This is a genomic window from Phocoenobacter uteri, assembly GCF_900454895.1.
Classification (GTDB): Bacteria; Pseudomonadota; Gammaproteobacteria; order Enterobacterales; family Pasteurellaceae; genus Phocoenobacter; species Phocoenobacter uteri.
Genome location: NZ_UGTA01000001.1, coordinates 1,198,951 through 1,218,117 on the forward strand (window position 1 = coordinate 1,198,951; position 19,167 = coordinate 1,218,117).

At 32.8% G+C, this 19,167-nt stretch carries 17 protein-coding genes; 8 read left to right on the forward strand and 9 right to left on the reverse strand.

All coding sequences use genetic code 11. From position 1 onward, the window contains the following. Positions 1–57: 57 nt before the first annotated feature. The 3 genes from DYE60_RS05450 (at position 58) to ftsN (ending at position 5,066) form a co-directional block, all read left to right on the forward strand. On the forward strand, positions 58–1,632 hold the full coding sequence (locus DYE60_RS05450) for a phosphoethanolamine transferase (RefSeq protein ID WP_115315622.1): 1,575 nt from the start codon (positions 58–60) through the stop codon (positions 1,630–1,632). Positions 1,633–1,751: 119 nt separating this feature from the next. Next, a complete protein-coding gene (gene lon, locus DYE60_RS05455) occupies positions 1,752–4,148 on the forward strand; it encodes an endopeptidase La (RefSeq protein WP_424450090.1) in 2,397 nt (798 codons plus the stop codon). 129 nt (positions 4,149–4,277) lie between these two features. Continuing rightward, positions 4,278–5,066, forward strand: a complete 789-nt coding sequence (ftsN, locus tag DYE60_RS05460; protein WP_115315624.1) for a cell division protein FtsN — start codon at positions 4,278–4,280, stop codon at positions 5,064–5,066. Between the two features lie 568 nt (positions 5,067–5,634). Here ftsN and DYE60_RS05465 read toward each other — a convergent pair. Then, complete coding sequence (locus tag DYE60_RS05465; protein WP_115315625.1) at positions 5,635–6,321, reverse strand: hypothetical protein; 687 nt, start codon at positions 6,319–6,321, stop codon at positions 5,635–5,637. An 11-nt stretch (positions 6,322–6,332) separates the two neighbouring features. After that, the gene (locus DYE60_RS05470; protein WP_115315626.1) at positions 6,333–6,638 is read right to left on the reverse strand and encodes a hypothetical protein; all 306 of its coding nucleotides are present in this window, start codon (positions 6,636–6,638) and stop codon (positions 6,333–6,335) included. 268 nt (positions 6,639–6,906) lie between these two features. Between DYE60_RS05470 and trxB the strand changes: the two genes are divergently transcribed. The 4 genes from trxB to cysK all read left to right on the forward strand — a co-directional run bounded on the left by trxB (position 6,907) and on the right by cysK (position 9,989). Beyond that, on the forward strand, positions 6,907–7,863 hold the full coding sequence (gene trxB, locus DYE60_RS05475; RefSeq protein ID WP_115315627.1) for a thioredoxin-disulfide reductase: 957 nt from the start codon (positions 6,907–6,909) through the stop codon (positions 7,861–7,863). Between the two features lie 14 nt (positions 7,864–7,877). Further along, positions 7,878–8,483 (forward strand): YjaG family protein, encoded by a 606-nt coding sequence (locus tag DYE60_RS05480; protein WP_115315628.1) that lies wholly within the window; start codon positions 7,878–7,880, stop codon positions 8,481–8,483. 148 nt (positions 8,484–8,631) lie between these two features. After that, complete coding sequence (locus DYE60_RS05485) at positions 8,632–8,904, forward strand: HU family DNA-binding protein (protein WP_115315629.1); 273 nt, start codon at positions 8,632–8,634, stop codon at positions 8,902–8,904. A gap of 143 nt (positions 8,905–9,047) precedes the next feature. Next, on the forward strand, positions 9,048–9,989 hold the full coding sequence (gene cysK / locus DYE60_RS05490) for a cysteine synthase A (RefSeq protein WP_115315630.1): 942 nt from the start codon (positions 9,048–9,050) through the stop codon (positions 9,987–9,989). Positions 9,990–10,005: 16 nt separating this feature from the next. On the opposite strand, the gene DYE60_RS05495 is transcribed toward cysK, so the two are convergent. Continuing rightward, complete coding sequence (locus DYE60_RS05495) at positions 10,006–10,269, reverse strand: GrxA family glutaredoxin (protein WP_115315631.1); 264 nt, start codon at positions 10,267–10,269, stop codon at positions 10,006–10,008. A 464-nt stretch (positions 10,270–10,733) separates the two neighbouring features. Here DYE60_RS05495 and thrS point away from each other — a divergent pair, with 464 nt between their 5' ends. Next, entirely contained in the window at positions 10,734–12,665 is a 1,932-nt protein-coding gene (gene thrS / locus DYE60_RS05500) for a threonine--tRNA ligase (RefSeq protein WP_115315632.1), read from the forward strand. Positions 12,666–12,722: 57 nt separating this feature from the next. Here thrS and DYE60_RS05505 read toward each other — a convergent pair whose 3' ends face one another. The 6 genes from DYE60_RS05505 to DYE60_RS05530 all read right to left on the reverse strand — a co-directional run bounded on the left by DYE60_RS05505 (position 12,723) and on the right by DYE60_RS05530 (position 19,161). Beyond that, positions 12,723–13,493, reverse strand: a complete 771-nt coding sequence (locus tag DYE60_RS05505) for a glycosyltransferase family 25 protein (protein ID WP_115315633.1) — start codon at positions 13,491–13,493, stop codon at positions 12,723–12,725. Positions 13,494–13,634: 141 nt separating this feature from the next. Continuing rightward, complete coding sequence (locus tag DYE60_RS05510; RefSeq protein ID WP_115315634.1) at positions 13,635–14,681, reverse strand: extracellular solute-binding protein; 1,047 nt, start codon at positions 14,679–14,681, stop codon at positions 13,635–13,637. A gap of 172 nt (positions 14,682–14,853) precedes the next feature. Beyond that, complete coding sequence (locus DYE60_RS05515) at positions 14,854–15,867, reverse strand: glycosyltransferase family 2 protein (RefSeq protein ID WP_115315635.1); 1,014 nt, start codon at positions 15,865–15,867, stop codon at positions 14,854–14,856. Beyond that, positions 15,857–16,963: an ATP-grasp domain-containing protein gene (locus DYE60_RS05520; RefSeq protein WP_115315636.1), complete on the reverse strand. Its 1,107-nt coding sequence runs from the start codon at positions 16,961–16,963 to the stop codon at positions 15,857–15,859. Before DYE60_RS05520 ends, DYE60_RS05515 begins: the two co-directional genes overlap by 11 nt. A gap of 12 nt (positions 16,964–16,975) precedes the next feature. Further along, positions 16,976–18,058: a sugar-transfer associated ATP-grasp domain-containing protein gene (locus DYE60_RS05525; RefSeq protein WP_115315637.1), complete on the reverse strand. Its 1,083-nt coding sequence runs from the start codon at positions 18,056–18,058 to the stop codon at positions 16,976–16,978. Positions 18,059–18,063: 5 nt separating this feature from the next. Further along, the gene (locus tag DYE60_RS05530; RefSeq protein ID WP_115315638.1) at positions 18,064–19,161 is read right to left on the reverse strand and encodes a sugar-transfer associated ATP-grasp domain-containing protein; all 1,098 of its coding nucleotides are present in this window, start codon (positions 19,159–19,161) and stop codon (positions 18,064–18,066) included. Between the last annotated feature and the right edge of the window lie 6 nt (positions 19,162–19,167).

Below are 19,167 nucleotides of genomic sequence, written 5' to 3' on the forward strand. Positions count from 1 at the left end.
GAATAGGCGTATGAAAGTACGCCTATTTTTTGTGTCTATAATTTAAGGATAAACTAAATGAAACGTAATCTTTTAATTTTAACCATTTATTCATTGGTTTTGTTCGCCAGTGAGATTTTGTATCGCCATCTACTAGCTCTCCCACCATTAGGAAAATTACTAGAAACCTTTGTGCTTACTTTTGTTATTCTTGCACTCTTTTTCTTTGCAAAATATCGTTTTACTCAAATCATTATTGGTGTCTTTGTTACCTTCGGTTTTATCGTTAATAATATTCATTATGCAGTATATGAAACTTGGATAACAAGCCGTAATTATTTGCTCATGTTTACTGAAATAACAGAAGTAACTAATGCTGGTTTTTCTATGCTTGACAGAATTGCTATTCCTATGATATGGGGGGGGGTAGAACTCACACTCTTCCTTTCTATTGCTAAATTTAGACGTAAAAAATCATCTTCTATTATTGCTGATATTCTCTTCTTCTTAGTCATTATTTTTCTCTGCGGACGAGCTTTTAAGTCTGATCATGATAGTAGTATTATTTTAAGAAGTAATTATTCTCGAATTAAAGCTAATACTTACTCTTTTACTAATTTTATTGGGAAAACACTACCCTATGAATTTTTCCATTTAAGTGATCTTCCTTTTTATACACACCCAAAGCCACAAGCAAATGCACCTAAAATAAAAAATATTATTTTTATTGTTGGAGAAAGCTTGAGTGCTAATAATGCACATGTATTTGGTTATCCACGTAATACAACACCATTCTTGGACAAAATGCTCAATGATAAACAAGCTATTGTAAAAACAAGTTATTCTACTGGGCTACTTACAAGATTATCACTACCTCCTTTTTTTAATGCCATTCCATACCCAAATGGTATGAAACAGATTGATACTGGTAATACTAATTTATTTAGACTAGCCAAAGAGCAAGGATTTAAAACAAACTACCATTCTTCTCAACCAGAATGGGAAATGGGGATTTTAAATATTATGGGCAAACGTTGGATTGATAAAGTAACTTTTCCTACGGAAAAAGGTATTTCACTCTACGAAGGAATGAACGATCACAAATTACTACCATACTTAGAAAAAATGAATTTATCTAATGATTCACACTTTTTGGTGCTTCATCAGCGTGGTTCTCATATGCCTTATGGAAAATATTTAACCGAAGAGGAAAAAATCTTTAAGGGTAATACCCCTTTGGATAACTACGATAGCACCGTTTATAATACAGATTTATTTATCAAAAAAGTATTTGAATTTTTACAAAAACAGCCAAATGATGACTGGGTACTCATCTACACATCAGATCACGGTCAAAATGTATCAAATAAAGTTTATAATCAAGGAACAAATATTGGAGCAAACTACACTGTTCCAGTCTTTATTTACACCCCAAATAAAGCCTTAAAACAGACAATTGATAAACAATTTGAACAATGTAAAAAACTTATTCATCATCAACTCGCAACCTTTATTATCAACACATTAGGTTATGATATGCCGATCAGCGATTGTAAAACTGGTGTAATAAATTCAGGAATGCTAAGTGGCGATGAAGGTTACTTGAAAATTTCTGATGATAAAATAGAACAAGTTTATCCAACAAAAAACTAATCTCAAAAATAAGGGAAGATTCACTTATCTTCCCTTAAATCTCTCTTATTTTAACTTGAAATATTCAAAACAAGCCCCATAATAGAGCAATATAATTAAAATTTAATATAGAGTTTATTATGGCGATGAAAAAAGAGAGTTTTGATTTGCCACTACTTCCATTAAGAGATGTAGTGGTTTTTCCATTTATGGTAATGCCTTTATTTGTAGGGCGAGAAAAATCAATCAAAAGTTTACAAGTAGCAATGGATAATAATAAGCAATTATTTTTAACCACTCAAAAAGATCCAAGTAATGAAGATCCAAAAATAGATGATATTTATGATGTGGGGGTGATTGCTAACATTATTCAAATGCTAAACCTACCAGATGGTACTGTAAAAGTCTTAGTTGAAGGGCAACACCGTGCCAAAATCAAACATACCAATGAAACACCAGAAGGAATTTTTGCAACAGTTGAACCACTCATTTCAGACGAAATCTATGATGAAAAAGAGTTGAAAGCAATTTCAAAGGCTACCTTATCTGAGTTTGAAAATTATGTAAAAAACAATAAAAAAGTACCCGCTGAAATTCTACCAAAATTACAAAAAATTACCTTTGAAGAGCGTTTAGCGGATACGATGGCAGCAAATTTAGTTGCCCCAGCAAAACAAAAACAAAAACTGCTAGAAACCATCGATCTTATTCCGCGTTTTGAAGCTTTGCTGATTGCAATGGCAACGGAGATTGATACCCTTGAAACAGAAAGCCGTATTCGTAACCGTGTAAAACAGCAGATGGAAAAAAATCAGCGTGATTACTATTTGAATGAGCAAATTAAAGCCATTCAAAAAGAGTTAGGCAATGGCGAAGAACAAGAAGCAAGTGAATTAGAACAACTTAAACAAAAAATTGATGAGGCTAAAATGCCAGCAGAAGCAAAAGAAAAAGCGGATGCTGAATTTAAAAAGCTAAAACTAATGCCACAAGGCTCTGCGGAGGCAACGGTGGTACGTGGTTATATTGATTGGCTGTTACAAGTGCCGTGGAGCAAGCGGTCAGTTGTGAAGAAGAATTTGCAAAAAGCCCAAGAGGTCTTAGATCAAGATCATCACGGTTTAGAGCGAGTAAAAGAGCGAATTTTAGAATATTTAGCGGTGCAAACTCGCTTAAATAAATTAAAAGGTCCAATTTTATGTTTAGTCGGTCCTCCAGGTGTGGGGAAAACCTCATTGGGACAATCTATTGCGAATGCAACAGGGCGTAAATATGTTCGAATGGCATTAGGTGGCGTGCGTGATGAAGCAGAAATTCGTGGACATCGCCGCACTTACATCGGTTCAATGCCAGGTCAGTTAATTCAAAAAATGGCAAAAGTAGGGGTTAAAAACCCATTATTCTTGCTTGATGAGATTGACAAGATGGCACAGGATATGCGTGGCGATCCTGCTTCTGCATTACTTGAAGTGTTAGATCCTGAACAAAACAAAGCCTTTAACGATCACTATTTAGAAGTAGATTACGATCTTTCTGATGTAATGTTCGTGGCAACCTCAAATTCAATGAATATTCCCTCTGCTCTACTCGACAGAATGGAAGTCATTCGTCTTTCTGGTTATACCGAAGACGAAAAAATGAACATTGCGTTGAAACATTTAGTTGCAAAACAGAAGAAAAACAATGGGTTAAAAGAAAAAGAGTTAACCATTGAGGATAGTGCAATTTTAGACATTATTCGCTATTACACCCGTGAAGCCGGCGTGCGTAGTTTAGAGCGTGAAATTGCCAAAATCTGTCGCAAAGCAGTAAAAAGCCTTGTATTAGATAAAAAATTAAAATCAATTACAGTTAATTCGGATAATCTTAATGATTACTTAGGTGTAAAACGCTTTGATTATGGCAAAATGGATACCCAAAACCGTATTGGTGAAGTAACAGGGCTTGCGTGGACAGAAGTCGGTGGCGATTTGCTCACGATAGAAACAGCCTCCGTTGTTGGTAAAGGTAAATTCTCATTTACAGGTTCACTGGGCGATGTAATGAAAGAATCAATCCAAACAGCAATGGTTGTGGTACGTGCGAGAGCTGAAAAATTAGGAATTGCGAGTGATTTTCACGAAAAACGTGATATTCACGTTCACGTACCTGATGGTGCAACACCAAAAGATGGCCCAAGTGCAGGGATTGCAATGTGTACCGCGTTAATCTCAACCTTAACAGGCAATCCCGTTCGAGCTGATGTAGCAATGACAGGTGAAATTAGTTTACGTGGTAAAGTCTTGCCAATCGGAGGCTTAAAAGAGAAATTATTGGCAGCGCATCGTGGAGGCATTAAAACCGTGATTATTCCAAAAGAGAATGAAAAAGATCTGGAAGAAATCCCTGAGAATGCAAAACAAGCATTGTCAATTTATGCTGTAGAAACCATTGACGAGGTACTAAGTCTAGCCTTAGAAAAAGCGCCACAAGGGATTGAAATTGTGCCTCACTCCCAAATTCAAGTAAAAACCGAAAATTCAGTATCGGTTCAATAACCTACTAAGCGGTGTGATTTTGTAAAAAATTTGCAAAATCACACCGCTTGTTTTTGACTATTCCTAGTAAAAATATCTGTTTTAAAGTAAAATCCCCATAATTATGATTTATTTTTATAAGGTTATCCTGTGCAAAAACGAGATTATGTTCGCCAATCTAAAAAAAGTAATAATAATAGAGTCTTTATTTTTGCTATTATTATCATTCTTCTATTATCAGCAGTATCATTTTTATGGTTTTTAAAAGAAAAAGCGCCTGTGCCTGTTCAAAAAACAGTAATAACTAAGCCAGAACCAAAAGAACAAAGTATTCTACCAAGCCGCCCAGAAGAGCGTTATAGCTACATCCGTGATCTAGAAACCAGAGAAATCGCTGTTGATGATGAGCAGGCTTTCAATAAACTTGCTCAGCTGAATGAGAAACAAAAAGCATTACTAAAAGAGAGAGAATTAGCAGAACAAAGACGCCTTGCTGAAATTGAGCAGGCAAACAATACAGCCTCTGCTACCCCACAAATTAAACCTATTGAAACACCGATTATCCGTATTCAAAAAGAAAGCAAGGTAGATAAAGAGCAAGAAAAACAGCAACGTTTAGAGCAACAGCGTGCCGAAGATGAACGTTTAGCAATTGAACAAAAGAAACTTGAACAACAACGCCAAGCACAAAGAGAACAAGCTAAACAAAACAGTCCTAAACCCACCGCTCGTTTTGGTGTACAGTGTGGTGCATTTAGAAACAGTGATCAAGCAGAAAATATGTATGCTCGCTTATCTATGGCTGGATTTAACGCTCAAGTAATCAAAGGTAATAAGTGGAATAGAGTGATTATTGCACCAATTAACACAAAATCAGAAGCAAAAAAGATCATGCAAAAAGTCAAACCTATCGCAGATTGTATTGTGGTTGGGTTCTAATAAAAACACTATTTTACAATTTAAATAGTATTAAAAAAGTGGGAAAAACCTATGCTATAGTGTTTTAGCCCACTTTTCAAATAACAACTTTTCTTTATGACTAATATCTACGAATTCTGTACTTAGCATAAGATTCAATAAATATTCTATTTGTAATAGCATGATTACTTTCAAAAAAATCAAAGATATTAGTATCTTTAAAAATCATAATATCAAAAGCAAATGGCATACATAGATACAACAGTATCCCTCGGTTTTATCAAATTTCTATTATGTTTATATCAATCTCATTTACTGTCACAATAAAAACTCTTTTTACTCATAGCCTTTCTAATACCTATAAAACTAGTAATAATAAAAATTTCAAATTTTTTCGATTAAGCCTATTTCCCTCATTTTTATTATTAAACAAATCTAAAACAAGCGGTTATATTTTTATCACTTTTTGCAAAAAGATGGGAAGATATGATGAACAATAATCATTGTTTTATAAAATCCTAAAAGATAAAGTCATAAACGGAAATACCCTATAAAAACAAGAGAATATAGTAAATCACAGCATTACAACTTATACTTCTTCATCTTGTTTTTCTAACATTTCCTGTTTTAATTTTCGTGCAATTTCTCTTCCCTTTCTTTGGGCTTCTTTAATTTCCGCCTCACTTAAAATACGATCATCTGCTTCAAAAATACAGCGATATTTAATGCAAGTTTTATATTTTTCACAGTGTTCTTTCAAAATATAATAGTACTGTTCTAAGCGTTTACTTTTACCCCGAGCAATTGCCTTTTTCAATGCTTCTTCTGAAATATCCTTTTCAAGTTCTTCTGATAAAACATCCGCTATTTCTTTATAACTTAAATCAGCAATATTTTTTATTTGAAGGATTTCATCTGCAAACAATTTCATATTCTGTGGCTTTTCCTGTAATGAATCTCCTTCTGTATCTTCTGATAACGGAGAATATTTCAAGTAGAATTGTGATGATAAATTTGTAGGAGTACGGGAAAGATTTTGATATTCATCACTTGATTTCAAGATGTTGATATAGTTGCGTAGCTTACCAACTTTCTCTTTTTTAAATGATTTTAGAAAACTTTTTTTAAACACTGTTTTAAAGTTCTCAAAATCATTTATAAGCTCTTCTTTTTCATAAATAATATCAAATGCTTTCTGTTGAGTCAGCCCCATCTCAGAAAGCATATTTTTTAATTTTTGCTGTAAAAATTCTAACTCTTCGTTAGTTGATTTCACTGACTTGACTCTTAAATACGTTTTGCACATTCCTGATACGTTGTACTTTCAGACTCAAGGAGCTTTGTTACAGCATTCCGTCTTTCAATACATTTTTCCATTTTTTTAAAAATGTAAACACTTTCAGAATCACGAGCACATTGAGCAATAACCTCTTCGCGTTTTTGCCAAAATTTATAAAATGCCTCTACCTCATTAACACAGGTTTTGGTTCTTTCATAATCTTTAACTATTTCACTTGTTCTCCAATAATTTTGAGCAAATGATGAAGTCACAAAACTTAAAGATAAAATAATCAATAAAAACGATTTTTTCATACAACCTCCATAACAATATAATTGATGACAATAATTGTACAAAAAAAAAACAACTGTCGAGCGTGATTTTAATTTTTTATAAAATTTATTCAAAAAATGTGATGTGGATCATTTTTTAGAATAAAGAAGCAATTTTTATAATAGGCAAGATCATCCGACCAAAGAAAATATCTAGTAGGTTCGTTATGATAATAATGGTAGAATTGACGGATATTTATTTTTGTAAATTTTGATGAAAATATAACCGCTTATAATTTAAGGAATAAAAATGACAACAAAACATTGTAAATTATTGATTTTAGGATCTGGCCCTGCGGGCTATACGGCGGCAATTTATGCGGCACGTGCAAACTTAAACCCTGTGTTAGTAACCGGTTTGCAGCAAGGTGGGCAATTAACCACAACCGATGAGATTGAAAACTGGCCTGGGGAATTTGAGCAAATTACTGGCACGGAATTGATGAATAAAATGCTGGCTCACGCTGAAAAATTTGAGACTGAAATGGTGTTTGATTATATTCACTCTGTTGATTTATCAAAACGACCTTTCACTTTAAAAGGGGATTCAAATACCTTTACTTGTGATGCGTTAATTATTGCGACAGGCGCTTCAGCGAAGTATTTAGGTTTGGAATCAGAAGAAGCCTTCAAAGGACGTGGTGTGTCTGCTTGTGCGACTTGTGACGGATTTTTCTATCGTAACAAACCTGTTGCGGTTGTCGGTGGTGGAAATGCAGCGGTTGAGGAAGCATTATATTTATCTAATATTGCATCAGAAGTACATTTAATTCATCGCCGTGATTCATTCCGTTGTGAAAAGATCCTTGTGGATCGTTTGATGAAACGTGTTGAAGAAGGCAAAGTGATTTTACATACCGATCGCACTCTTGAAGAAGTGTTGGGCGATACTATGGGCGTAATTGGGGCGAAAATCAAATCAACCAAAGATGATAGCTTGGAAGAAGTGAAAGTGGACGGTATCTTTATTGCGATCGGTCACTCACCGAATACAGCTATTTTTGAAAATCAATTAGCACTTAATAACGGCTATATCGTCGTGAACTCAGGCTTAAACGGCAATGCGACTGCAACAAGTGTGGAAGGTGTGTTTGCTGCGGGTGATGTGATGGATCATCAATATCGTCAGGCGATTACATCAGCGGGAACAGGCTGTATGGCAGCATTAGACGCGGAAAGATTTTTAGATGCACAAGAAACCAAATAATAGGAATATAAAAGATGAGAAATCCTATTCATAAACGAATTGAACGTTTTAGCACTTGGCAACATTTGGCTTTTAGCCTTTGTATTTGTGAAAGAATGCTACCAAACTTTCAACTTTTCTGTGATGTTGCTTATTCAAAAGAGGATAAGCGGTCAGAAAATGCAAAAGTTTTGCAAAATATTTTAAACCTTGTGTGGGAATATTTAACCATTAAAGGGGCAAAAATCAATTTTGAAAATCAACTTCAAAAATTAGAAGAAATCATTCCTGATACTAATGAATTTGATTTCTATGGCGTCTTCCCAGCCGAAGATGCCTGTAAAGCCGTTGCAGAATTATTGCATAGTATTATTGCGGGCGAGCATTTAGAACAGTCTATTTTGGTGAGCCAAATTTCAATTTCAACGATTATTTCTTATTTAGAGACATTAGAAGACCGTGAATTTAACGAACAAGAGTTAAAAGCATTGCCCGAAATTGAACAAGAATTAGACCTACAATGGTGGGTTTACCGAGAGTTAAAAGAGTGCGATAAACGTGACATTGAATTACTGCTAGAGCTTAAAAGCCAGCTTAGAGAAAGTGGAATTAGCAATATTGGTTTAAAATTCAACCAATAAGTGTGACATTTATCATACTTTTTGCATTATTTACTTTGATTATTTCTAAGTTTCTATTATGCTAAGCAGTGCAACTGTACGACATACTTGCTCTAAATAAAAAATGAGCTAAAATTTTCTTTTAAACTAAATTGTAGAGGATATTCTTATGAACAAAAGTGAACTAATTGATGCAATCGCTAGTGCTTCTGAGTTAAATAAAAAACAAGCAAAAGCAGCATTAGAAGCAACCCTAGATGCGATTTCTGGAAGTTTACAAAAAGGCGAACCAGTGCAACTTATCGGTTTTGGTACTTTTAAAGTAAATCACCGTAAAGCTCGCACAGGACGTAACCCAAAAACTAAAGAAGAAATTCAAATTGCAGCATCTAATGTTCCAGCATTTACTGCAGGTAAAGCATTAAAAGATTTAGTAAAATAATTCTGATAAAATAATATTATCAAACCTAAAAATAATTATTTATTTTTAGGTTTTTTTATATCTCATCATTATCTCCACTTACTATCTCATCAAAAAAACAGTATGATGATCCTAATCCATTTCTTGATATAACGGAGCTTATAATGAAAATCTATGATGATAATTCTTTAACCATTGGACATACTCCCCTTGTTCGCTTAAAACATTTTGGAAATAACGGCAACATATTAGTCAAAGTGGAATCTCGTAATCCGAGTTTTAGTGTGAAGTGCCGTATTGGTGCAAATATGGTGTGGCAGGCCGAGAAGGATGGAATATTAACGCCAGAAAAAGAAATTCTTGATGCAACAAGTGGAAATACGGGAATCGCTCTTGCTTATGTCGCGGCTGCTCGAGGTTATAAAATCACGTTAACAATGCCTGAAACAATGAGTCTTGAACGTAAAAAATTATTACGCGGTCTCGGAGTGAATTTAGTGTTAACAGAAGGCTCACTTGGAATGAAAGGGGCGATCAATAGAGCAAATGAAATTTTTGAAAGCGATCCAACCCATTATGTTATGTTAAAGCAATTTGAAAACCCAGCTAATCCTTATATTCATCAAAAAACTACTGCACCCGAAATTTGGAGGGCAACAGAAGGTAAGGTTGATGCTATTGTTGCAGGTGTTGGAACGGGAGGCACTATTACTGGTATTTCTCGCTATTTTAAACACGAAAAACAAAAATCAATTATCAGTGTTGCTGTCGAGCCAGCAGAATCACCAGTAATTACACAAACACTGAAAGGCGAAGAGATAAAACCAGCACCACATAAAATTCAAGGCATTGGTGCAGGTTTCATCCCTAAAAATTTAGATTTAAGCTTAATTGACAAAGTTGAACAAGTAGATAGTGAAACGGCGTTCAACACTGCTCGCCAACTTATGGCCAAAGAAGGACTATTAGTTGGTATTTCATCTGGTGCTGCTGTAGCTGTAGCGGATCGTTTAGCCAAACAACCTGAATTTGCAAACAAAGTAATTGTTGCTATTTTGCCATCGGCTTCAGAGCGTTATTTAAGCACCCCCCTCTTTGAATCGTAATTCTATTTTGAATTATTTAAAGTGTAATACTGAATTCCTGTCTAACTAGAGATTGGAATTCAGTACAACCACCAATGTGCTTATTATCAATGAAAATTTGAGGCACTGTCGCAACTTTTTTGCCTACTCTTGGCTCAAGGTCTTCTTTTGAAATATTTTTAGCAATCATATCTGTAAATTCAAATTTACAATCTTCTAATTGCTCTGTCATTTTTTCAGCAAGAGTAATAGCTCTAACACAATAAGGGCAACTCAAACGCCCATAAATTTCGATAAACATAGTATCTCCTTAGTATAAATAGTTTTAACACAACAAAAGCCACGATGAAGCGGTCTTTTTTATTTTAAAATTTACAAAAATAATCTAAAGATGATTATTTTATTTATTTCTGTATCGGTTATCTTTCTGTATTTATTAAGACTTGCAACAAATATTACCCGAACAGCCATAATAACGTATTGTTAAACCTGTTATTTTCTTCCCTTTATTTGGGGATACTGTAAATCTTTCCATTTTATTCTGCAAGTATTATTTCGTTTTGCTAAAATTTGAGAATTTGCAAATTTATGTTAAAATTGCACCGCTTTTTTCGCCTATTGTAAGGGTAAAAATAAGCAAAGGATTTGTGGGGCAGAAAATATCTGCCTTTTTTATTTTATTAATATAGTCAAAGAAAAATCATTTTTTCAAAGACCAATAACAAGTTGCCTTTTGTATGGGCGACCACTGTAAGGAAAAAAATTATGCCAGTTATTACTTTACCAGACGGCTCAACTCGTGAGTTTGAAAATGCAGTTTCAGTTTTAGAAGTTGCACAAAGTATCGGTTCAGGTCTTGCAAAAGCAACGATTGCGGGTCGTGTAAATGGCGTACGTCGTGATGCGTGCGATCTTATCGAACAAGACAGTAAATTAGAAATTATTACTGCCAAAGATGAAGACGGATTAGAGATTATTCGTCACTCTTGTGCTCACCTTTTAGGTCACGCAATTAAACAACTTTACCCAAATGTAAAAATGGCGATTGGTCCAACAATCGACAACGGTTTTTACTATGATGTTGATTTAGAACATTCTTTAACCTTAGAAGATCTTGAAAAAATTGAAAAAAGAATGTTAGAACTTGCTAAAACAAACTACGAAGTGATCAAAAAAGTGGGTAGTTGGCAAGATGCTTACGATGCGTTTGAAGCGCGTGGCGAATCTTATAAATTAGAAATTTTAACGGAAAATATTGATAAATGTGATACGCCTGCGTTATATCATCACCAAGAATATATCGATATGTGTCGTGGTCCACATGTGCCAAATATGAAATTCTGCCAACACTTTAAATTACAAAAAGTGGCAGGTGCATATTGGCGTGGTAACAGTGATAACAAAATGTTACAACGTATTTACGGTACAGCGTGGGCAGATAAAAAACAATTATCAGCTTACTTAAAACGCTTAGAAGAGGCGGCAAAACGTGACCACCGTAAAATCGGTAAAGCGTTAGATTTATACCATATGCAAGAAGAAGCACCAGGTATGGTGTTCTGGCACAATGACGGTTGGACAATCTTCCGTGAGCTAGAAACCTTCGTGCGTACCAAATTAAAAGAATATGATTATCAAGAAGTAAAAGGTCCGTTTATGATGGATCGCGTTCTTTGGGAGCGTACAGGTCACTGGCAAAATTACGGCGATTTAATGTTTACCACGTCATCAGAAAACCGTGAATATTGCGTAAAACCGATGAACTGCCCGGGTCACGTGCAAATCTTCAATCAAGGCTTAAAATCGTATCGTGATTTACCATTGCGTATGGCAGAATTTGGTTCTTGTCACCGTAACGAGCCATCAGGTTCATTACACGGCTTAATGCGTGTGCGTGGCTTTACTCAAGATGATGCCCATATTTTCTGTATGGAAGACCAAGTTGAAAGCGAAGTAACAAGCTGTATCAAAATGGTTTACGACATTTACAGCACCTTTGGCTTTAATGAAATTGAAGTGAAACTTTCTACTCGTCCTGAAAGCCGTATCGGTTCTGACGAAATGTGGGATCACGCAGAAACAGGCTTAGCAGCAGCATTAAAAACCAATGGTTTAAGCTATGAAATTCAAGAAGGTGAAGGGGCATTCTACGGTCCTAAAATTGAGTTTACCTTACACGATTGTTTAGGTCGTGAATGGCAATGTGGTACGATCCAGTTAGACTTCGCGTTACCAGGTCGCTTAAATGCGTCTTATGTTGCAGAAGACAGCGAACGTAAAACACCGGTTATGATCCACCGTGCGATTTTAGGCTCATTAGAACGCTTCATCGGTATCATTACCGAAGAATATGCTGGTTTCTTCCCAGCGTGGTTAGCACCAACACAAGCGGTCGTGTTAAATATCACAGACAGCCAAGCGGATTACGTTCACTCTGTGGTGAAACAGTTATCTGACGCAGGCTTACGTGTGAAATCTGATTTACGTAATGAAAAAATCGGGTTTAAAATCCGCGAACATACCTTACGTCGCGTGCCTTATATGCTAGTTTGTGGCGATAAAGAAATTGCCGAAGGCAAAGTGGCAGTGCGTACCCGTAAAGGTAAGGATTTAGGCTCAATCAAAGTTGAAGAATTTATACAAATGCTAAAAACACAAGTTCGTAGCCGTGAGTTAAAATTATTTGAAGAAGAATAGTTTTAACATCAATGATTTCAAGGGGCTTTTAGCCCCTTTTATTATAATTAAAAATATTTAGTCTCTAGTTTTTATATCAAAAATAAATTTATTTATTCTGTCTTTAAGAGCATATAACTCTCTTCTTAAACGAACTAAAAGAGTACGTTCTTTCCTACCTTTATCTACCGGAATGTTACTATCCAAAGATAAATCAGGCTCTAAACAATAGGGTGTAATTGCTAAATGTTTAATATTATTTTCCCAATATCTATCCATTGTAATATCAACATCAAAAATCCATTCTTGAGTATAATCTAACAATTTTTTTGCTGTATTAGGAGTAATATAATAACCTGTTGTATTACTCCAGCCTTTATAAAACTGTCTTATCTCATTTGAAGTTTTATCAATTTTAGTAACAAAATCACTTTTTTGTGAACGTTTCGATGGAGATGGTGGACTCAACCACAAAAATTCAAACTGATTCTGTTTTGAATTTAAAAAAGAATATACATCACAGAATGTTTGATGAAGAATAGCATCATCCTCTAAAATAATTATAGGACGATCTAATTTCATACATTCTTCCCAAAGTAAATAGTGGCTAGCAAAACAGCCTAGCTGTCCTAATGTGCTTTTGTTACCTTTGTATCGAAAACGTTTTTCAGCATTATGTTTATTAAATAAATAAAAATTGGGATTTTCTTTTCCATTGATGGCATTAAAATATTGGAAAGTTATTTTTTGAGGAAGTTTTTCAAATTGTTGCTGAATAATATGACGTCTTTCTATTGATTTTTCTAGGTTAATAACAAAAACGTCTATTTTATGTTGATCGGTTGTCATTTATGTTCCTTTTAGTATGATTCTATAAAACTTAATCTAGACAAAGATACTAAAAGTTAGTGCTGAAATCCAGTAATTCTTGTAACTATATCAAGAATTACTGGAATATGATACTAAGTTTACTTATTAGAAGCCTAGTTACTATTGAGCAGCTTTTAACTCTTGGAAATACTTTTCATAAATCTCAATTGCATCACCGACATCATCTTGCCAATGACTTTTTTGAAGCACTTCTGCTGTTGGATAAATAGCAGGATCTTCTGTAATCTCTTTTGGTAACATTTCTAATGCTTTGATATTTGAAGTTGGATAACCAATTGCTAAAGTTAATTTCTTCGCCACTTCTGCACTTAATAGATAGTTAATCAATTTATGTGCTGCATCAGCATTTTTTGCATTTTTAGGAATTGCTAAGGTATCAACCCACAGAACTGGACCTTCTTTTGGGAATACCATATCAATTGGTGCTTGTTCTTTTTTGGCAATTCTTACAGAGCCATTCCATAGTTGCCCAAGATCAAACTCACCTGAAATAAATGAGCTAGCTGGATTATCTGAATTGAACACTAAATGTGGACGAATTTTTAATAATTCCTCATAAGCTTGTTTAATTACAGCTGGATCTTTGGTGTTTGGATCTGCTCCAATTTTTAATAACGCAATATTAAATACTTCACGAACATCATCAAGTAACTGAATATTTGTAAATTCTGGTTGCCATAAATCTGCCCACGATTTAAATTGACTACCTTTATACACATCAGTATTGAATGCAATACCTGGAGCCCCTAATAATTGAGGTAATGAATACTTATTTCCCTTATCATAAGGCTTGTCTAACCAATCAGGGTTAAGGTCTTGAATTACAGGTAATTTGCTATGATCTAACTCTTGCAACATTCCTTCTTTTGCCATTTTTGAAACAAAATAGTTACTTGGAGCAATAACATCGTAGCCACCATCGCCACCTTGTAATTGTAATTTTACCTTAGCATACATTGTCTCATTAGATTCAAGACTTGAACGCTCAACTCTAATACCAGTTTCTTTAGTAAAATCGTCAAGTAAACCATCTGGTACATATTCCGTCCATGTATAAAGACGTACCACATTTTCTTCTGCATAACTCATATTTGTTGCACCTAATAATGCAACCCCAGAAACTAAAGCAATCGCCCATTTTTTCATTACTTTTCTCCTAAAATAATAAGCGGTTAGATTATTGGAAAGATTTACAAATTCCCTGCTACTTTTCTTATATGGAAAGCGAGGCGCATTTTAAGGAATTTTTTTGTATTTGCAAGAAATTTATAAGCAATTAAGTTAATAATTTTCGTTAACTCATTAAAAACTATTATATTTACTTTAAGTTAAAAAAAGATTTCACTTTTATTTTTATATTTTTTACATAAATATCACTTCTAAACAAACGGGAGAAAAAAGAGAAATTACATTTTAATAAGCGATACTTTATCCCAAATTTATTATTCTTATTCTTCATTTCTAAATAATAATCCTGCAATTTTTTATCAATGAATAAACTTTCATTATTATATAATATACATATTTTTAACATTTTATAAAAATAATTATATTTCACTTTTTCAATTAAATAAGTTTCTTTTGGATAAAGGTTTTCTATAAAAAACAATCGGCACTCATATACTTTCTGTTCAAAAGAAAATTCTTTTTTATAATCAGTAAAATGAGAGGCTGAATTTTCTAACACGCGATAAACAGAAGTAACCTCTGGTAACAAATAAAATTTAGCTTTGGAAAAAAGATATAGCCACAACGAATAATCCCCAAAAGGAAATTTAGGCATTTTAGGATAAAAATTATCTAAATAATCTTGCAATAACTCACGTTTGAAACAAGTTGTTAGAGTTGGAATCTTATTACCTTTTAGTAAATAAGCAATATCATGAACTTCATCGCAATGATGTTCTTCAAAAGAATCATTCTTCTGAAAATAATTTAAATGATTCGTATAAACCAAACCATAGTCAGGATTATTTTCCAAAAAATCGACTTGTTTTTGTAATTTTAAAGGATCAATCCAATAATCATCACCTTCACAAATTGCAATGTATTTTCCTTTGGCTTTTGGATAAATAAATCTTCTACCTATATCTCCACCTTTCGAATATTGATTTTCTATTTGGTAGATTGGCTTAATTATATCAGGATATTTAGCTTCATATTCTCGTATAATATCTGCTGTTTTATCTGTTGAAGCATCATCATGAATTAATAACTCAAATTTAAAATTAGTATTTTGGCTAATAACCCCCTCTAAACACTGATGAATATATTTCTCATGGTTATATGCCAAGGTTATCACACTTACTTTTATTTTCTCACTACAAGTCATTTTCATCTATCCTACGATCTGATTTATATATAATGTATCCATTTCTACTATGATTACCTTTAGAATCTATAAGCTCATAACTTTTTACATTTCTCTCAACCAACCAAGAATATTCATACTCTGTAGCTTTAAATAATGGCAAATATTGTTCAGATTGTTTACATAAAAAATAAATACCTGAATACGATCTCTCTTTCATTATCGGTTTTTCAAAAATATTTAAAGCAACGCAGATCATTCCCCAAATATAATCATATCCGGTACTTAAATAAACTAATTGAGAAGATATTTCATCGCCTCCGCCTCTTGGATTTAACTCAATTAAATATAAATTCCCCTTACTATCAATTTTAATTTCAGTATGCGTTGCCCCATTTTCAAAGCCAACTTTATCCAACAGTAAAGGAATCACTTGCTTAATCTTGTATTTGAGGTCTTCATTTAAAGAAGAAGGCTGATGGTGAGCTAATTCAACAAAATTTGGATAACCACTATTTACTTTATCCGTTATTTGTAAAACATAGTGTTGCCCTTTATATGAAATACTTTCTACTGACACTTCAGCACCTTCAATATATTCTTCTATAAGGATGTCATCTGAAATACTTTTGGCGTAATCTATAGCTGTTTTAACATCATCAGGAGTATTAACAAAATAGACACCTTTTTTTGCTGAACTAGTTACTGGCTTTACAACACAAGGATAAAAATCAATTTTTTTGCCATTATAATAAGTATATTTAATACGTTTTAGACCATCAATATAGTTCGACACATTCCTCATTTTATACTTATTTTTGATATCTTTTATGACATTTAAAGGATTCCCTATAAGTCCCAACTGTTCAGAAAGATCACTTACAATATCGACTAAGAATTCAGACGCATTAGTAATAATGCCATCTATTTTTTCTTCTCTACAAATAGCCACAATTTTCTCCTTATCAGTTACTGATATAGGATAGAATTTATCAACATATTCCTTACAAACAGCACCCTCTTCCCAAGCAAAGCATATTGTATAAATACCTTTTTCCTTTGCTTTTAAGCAAAGAGACAATTGCCCAATAGATGCTCCTATTATTGCTAATTTCATATATTTTTATTTTTAATCAAAAAATGACATAAATTCATCTTTTTTAATAATATCATCATCTCTAAAAGTTAGAGATCCCCAATTCCCTTCAACCAAAACCCAGCCACTATTAGTTAAAGCAAAATCCCAAGAAACTTGGGGATAATAAAAAGGAATTGCTCTATGAACTTCTTCAACAAATATTAAAAGCTCATTCCACATTGGTATCTGAAAATCTCGTAACGTTATACCGTTATCGGGATGTTTACCATAATGCTTATTTGATTTATGCTCTAAAATATCACTTATGATTTTTCCTGTCTTAATATCAATAATTACATTTAATCCTTCTCCATTCACATCATCAGTAAGATCGCCTTCTCTTCCAATTTTCATATATGCTTTAAATACATTAAATCCCTTTGATGTCAAAAAACTAATTATACGTATAGTATTAACTGAAGATTGATTTAACAAAGATAATTCATTATGTTGTTCTATTAATTCTTCTACAATCCAATCTCCTTGATTCTTTAAGAATTGATAGCATTCCTCAGCAGAACCACAATAATCATCTCTATTTATAATATGAATACCAATACTACGTAATCCCATAAGGGGTTTTACAATAAAACTATAATGTTTAGTATAAAAATCAATAAAGTAATTTTTATCTACATCATTCTTAATAAAACAAATATCTCGTTTAAAATACTTTTTAAGATAAGAATAGCAGTTATATTTATTTTTGAAGAACTCAAATCCTTCGTTTCCTAAGCCAACTTGGTTAATCATGACGTGATCTCTAAACTTATTAGTTGCTATATTTTTCCTTATTATCTCTGAGCTATTTCTAAAATTTAAGAAAAAATATTCATTTGGAATAGCATCGTATTTATAATAGCAATATATTACATCATTAATTAATTTATTTTTCAGGCTAACATCTTTAAGCTCACTACTTGTTAAATAACGACTAAACGCATTGTCAATTGCTTCATTAAAAATCTCACCAGTCCATATAGTTTGAGATAAATATTTTTTTTTACCCCAAATATATTTATATTTTGATAATAGCGTCATATAAATGCTAATTTTTTCAAAAAAATTATTCATATTATTTATATTTCCATAAGTGTTTGAAATTCTTCTTTACAGCCTTTATCCATAATTTGTTGCCATGATAAAAAGGCGCCCCAATTACCTTCAATTAAAACCCATTTATCTTCTGTCAATGCGAAATCAAATCCTACATAATAATAATCTTCTGGTAAATTTTTATGTATTTCTTGAGTAAGAATTAGAAGTTCTTTCCATTTTGGAACTATTAATCCTTTTATGAGCTCCCCCGTTTCTGGTTTTACTTTAATTACATCCCCAGCTTGCCTATGGGCATTTGATATAAGTGTACCCGAATCTTTATCAATTAAGATGACAGCACCACCAGCTCCTGCATTATCAATGTCGCAATTAGGTTGTCCAAATCTAAGAAATGGATTTAATATATGATAACCTTTACTATTTCTTATAGATGGTATTCGAATTGTATTTACTGATGAAGAGTTCCATTCTTTCATCCATTTTGCTTGTTCTATTAGTTCTTCAACTATAAATCCATTTTTATTATTGTCAGAAAATAATTTATTGAATAATCCACTACAAGTAACATTTTCATTTGAAGCATCTCTAATTAACTTAATACCTTTACCTGAATGAGAAAAATTTGATTTTATAATAAATGAATTATGCTTCTTATAAAATTCAGAAAAAATACATTGATCATCAATACTATTTATTGATATTAATTCTCTACTAAAATACTTCTTTGTGATGCTATAAAAAAAAGATTTATTTTCTAATTGCTGAAAAACATTCCAAGCATTGGGTTTAACAAGGCACATCTCATCTTTATTTTTTATACTTAAAAAACTAGCTCTTTCCTCTTTACCCTTATTTCTAAAATTTAATACAAAATATTCTTTTGGTGTAATTCCATACATACTATAACAGTCTATTATGTCATAAATGAGTAGGCTTTTTAATCTAGAATTACTTTTTTCTGAATGACTTAAATAATCATTAAAAGAAGTATTAATTGCATCACTAAATATTTGATCTCCCCATATTTTACTTGATAATATTTTCCTCTTTCTAAAAACATATTTATAATTTAATAAATGTTTCCAATAATATTTAAATAACTTTAAAAATGTTAACATTTTTTA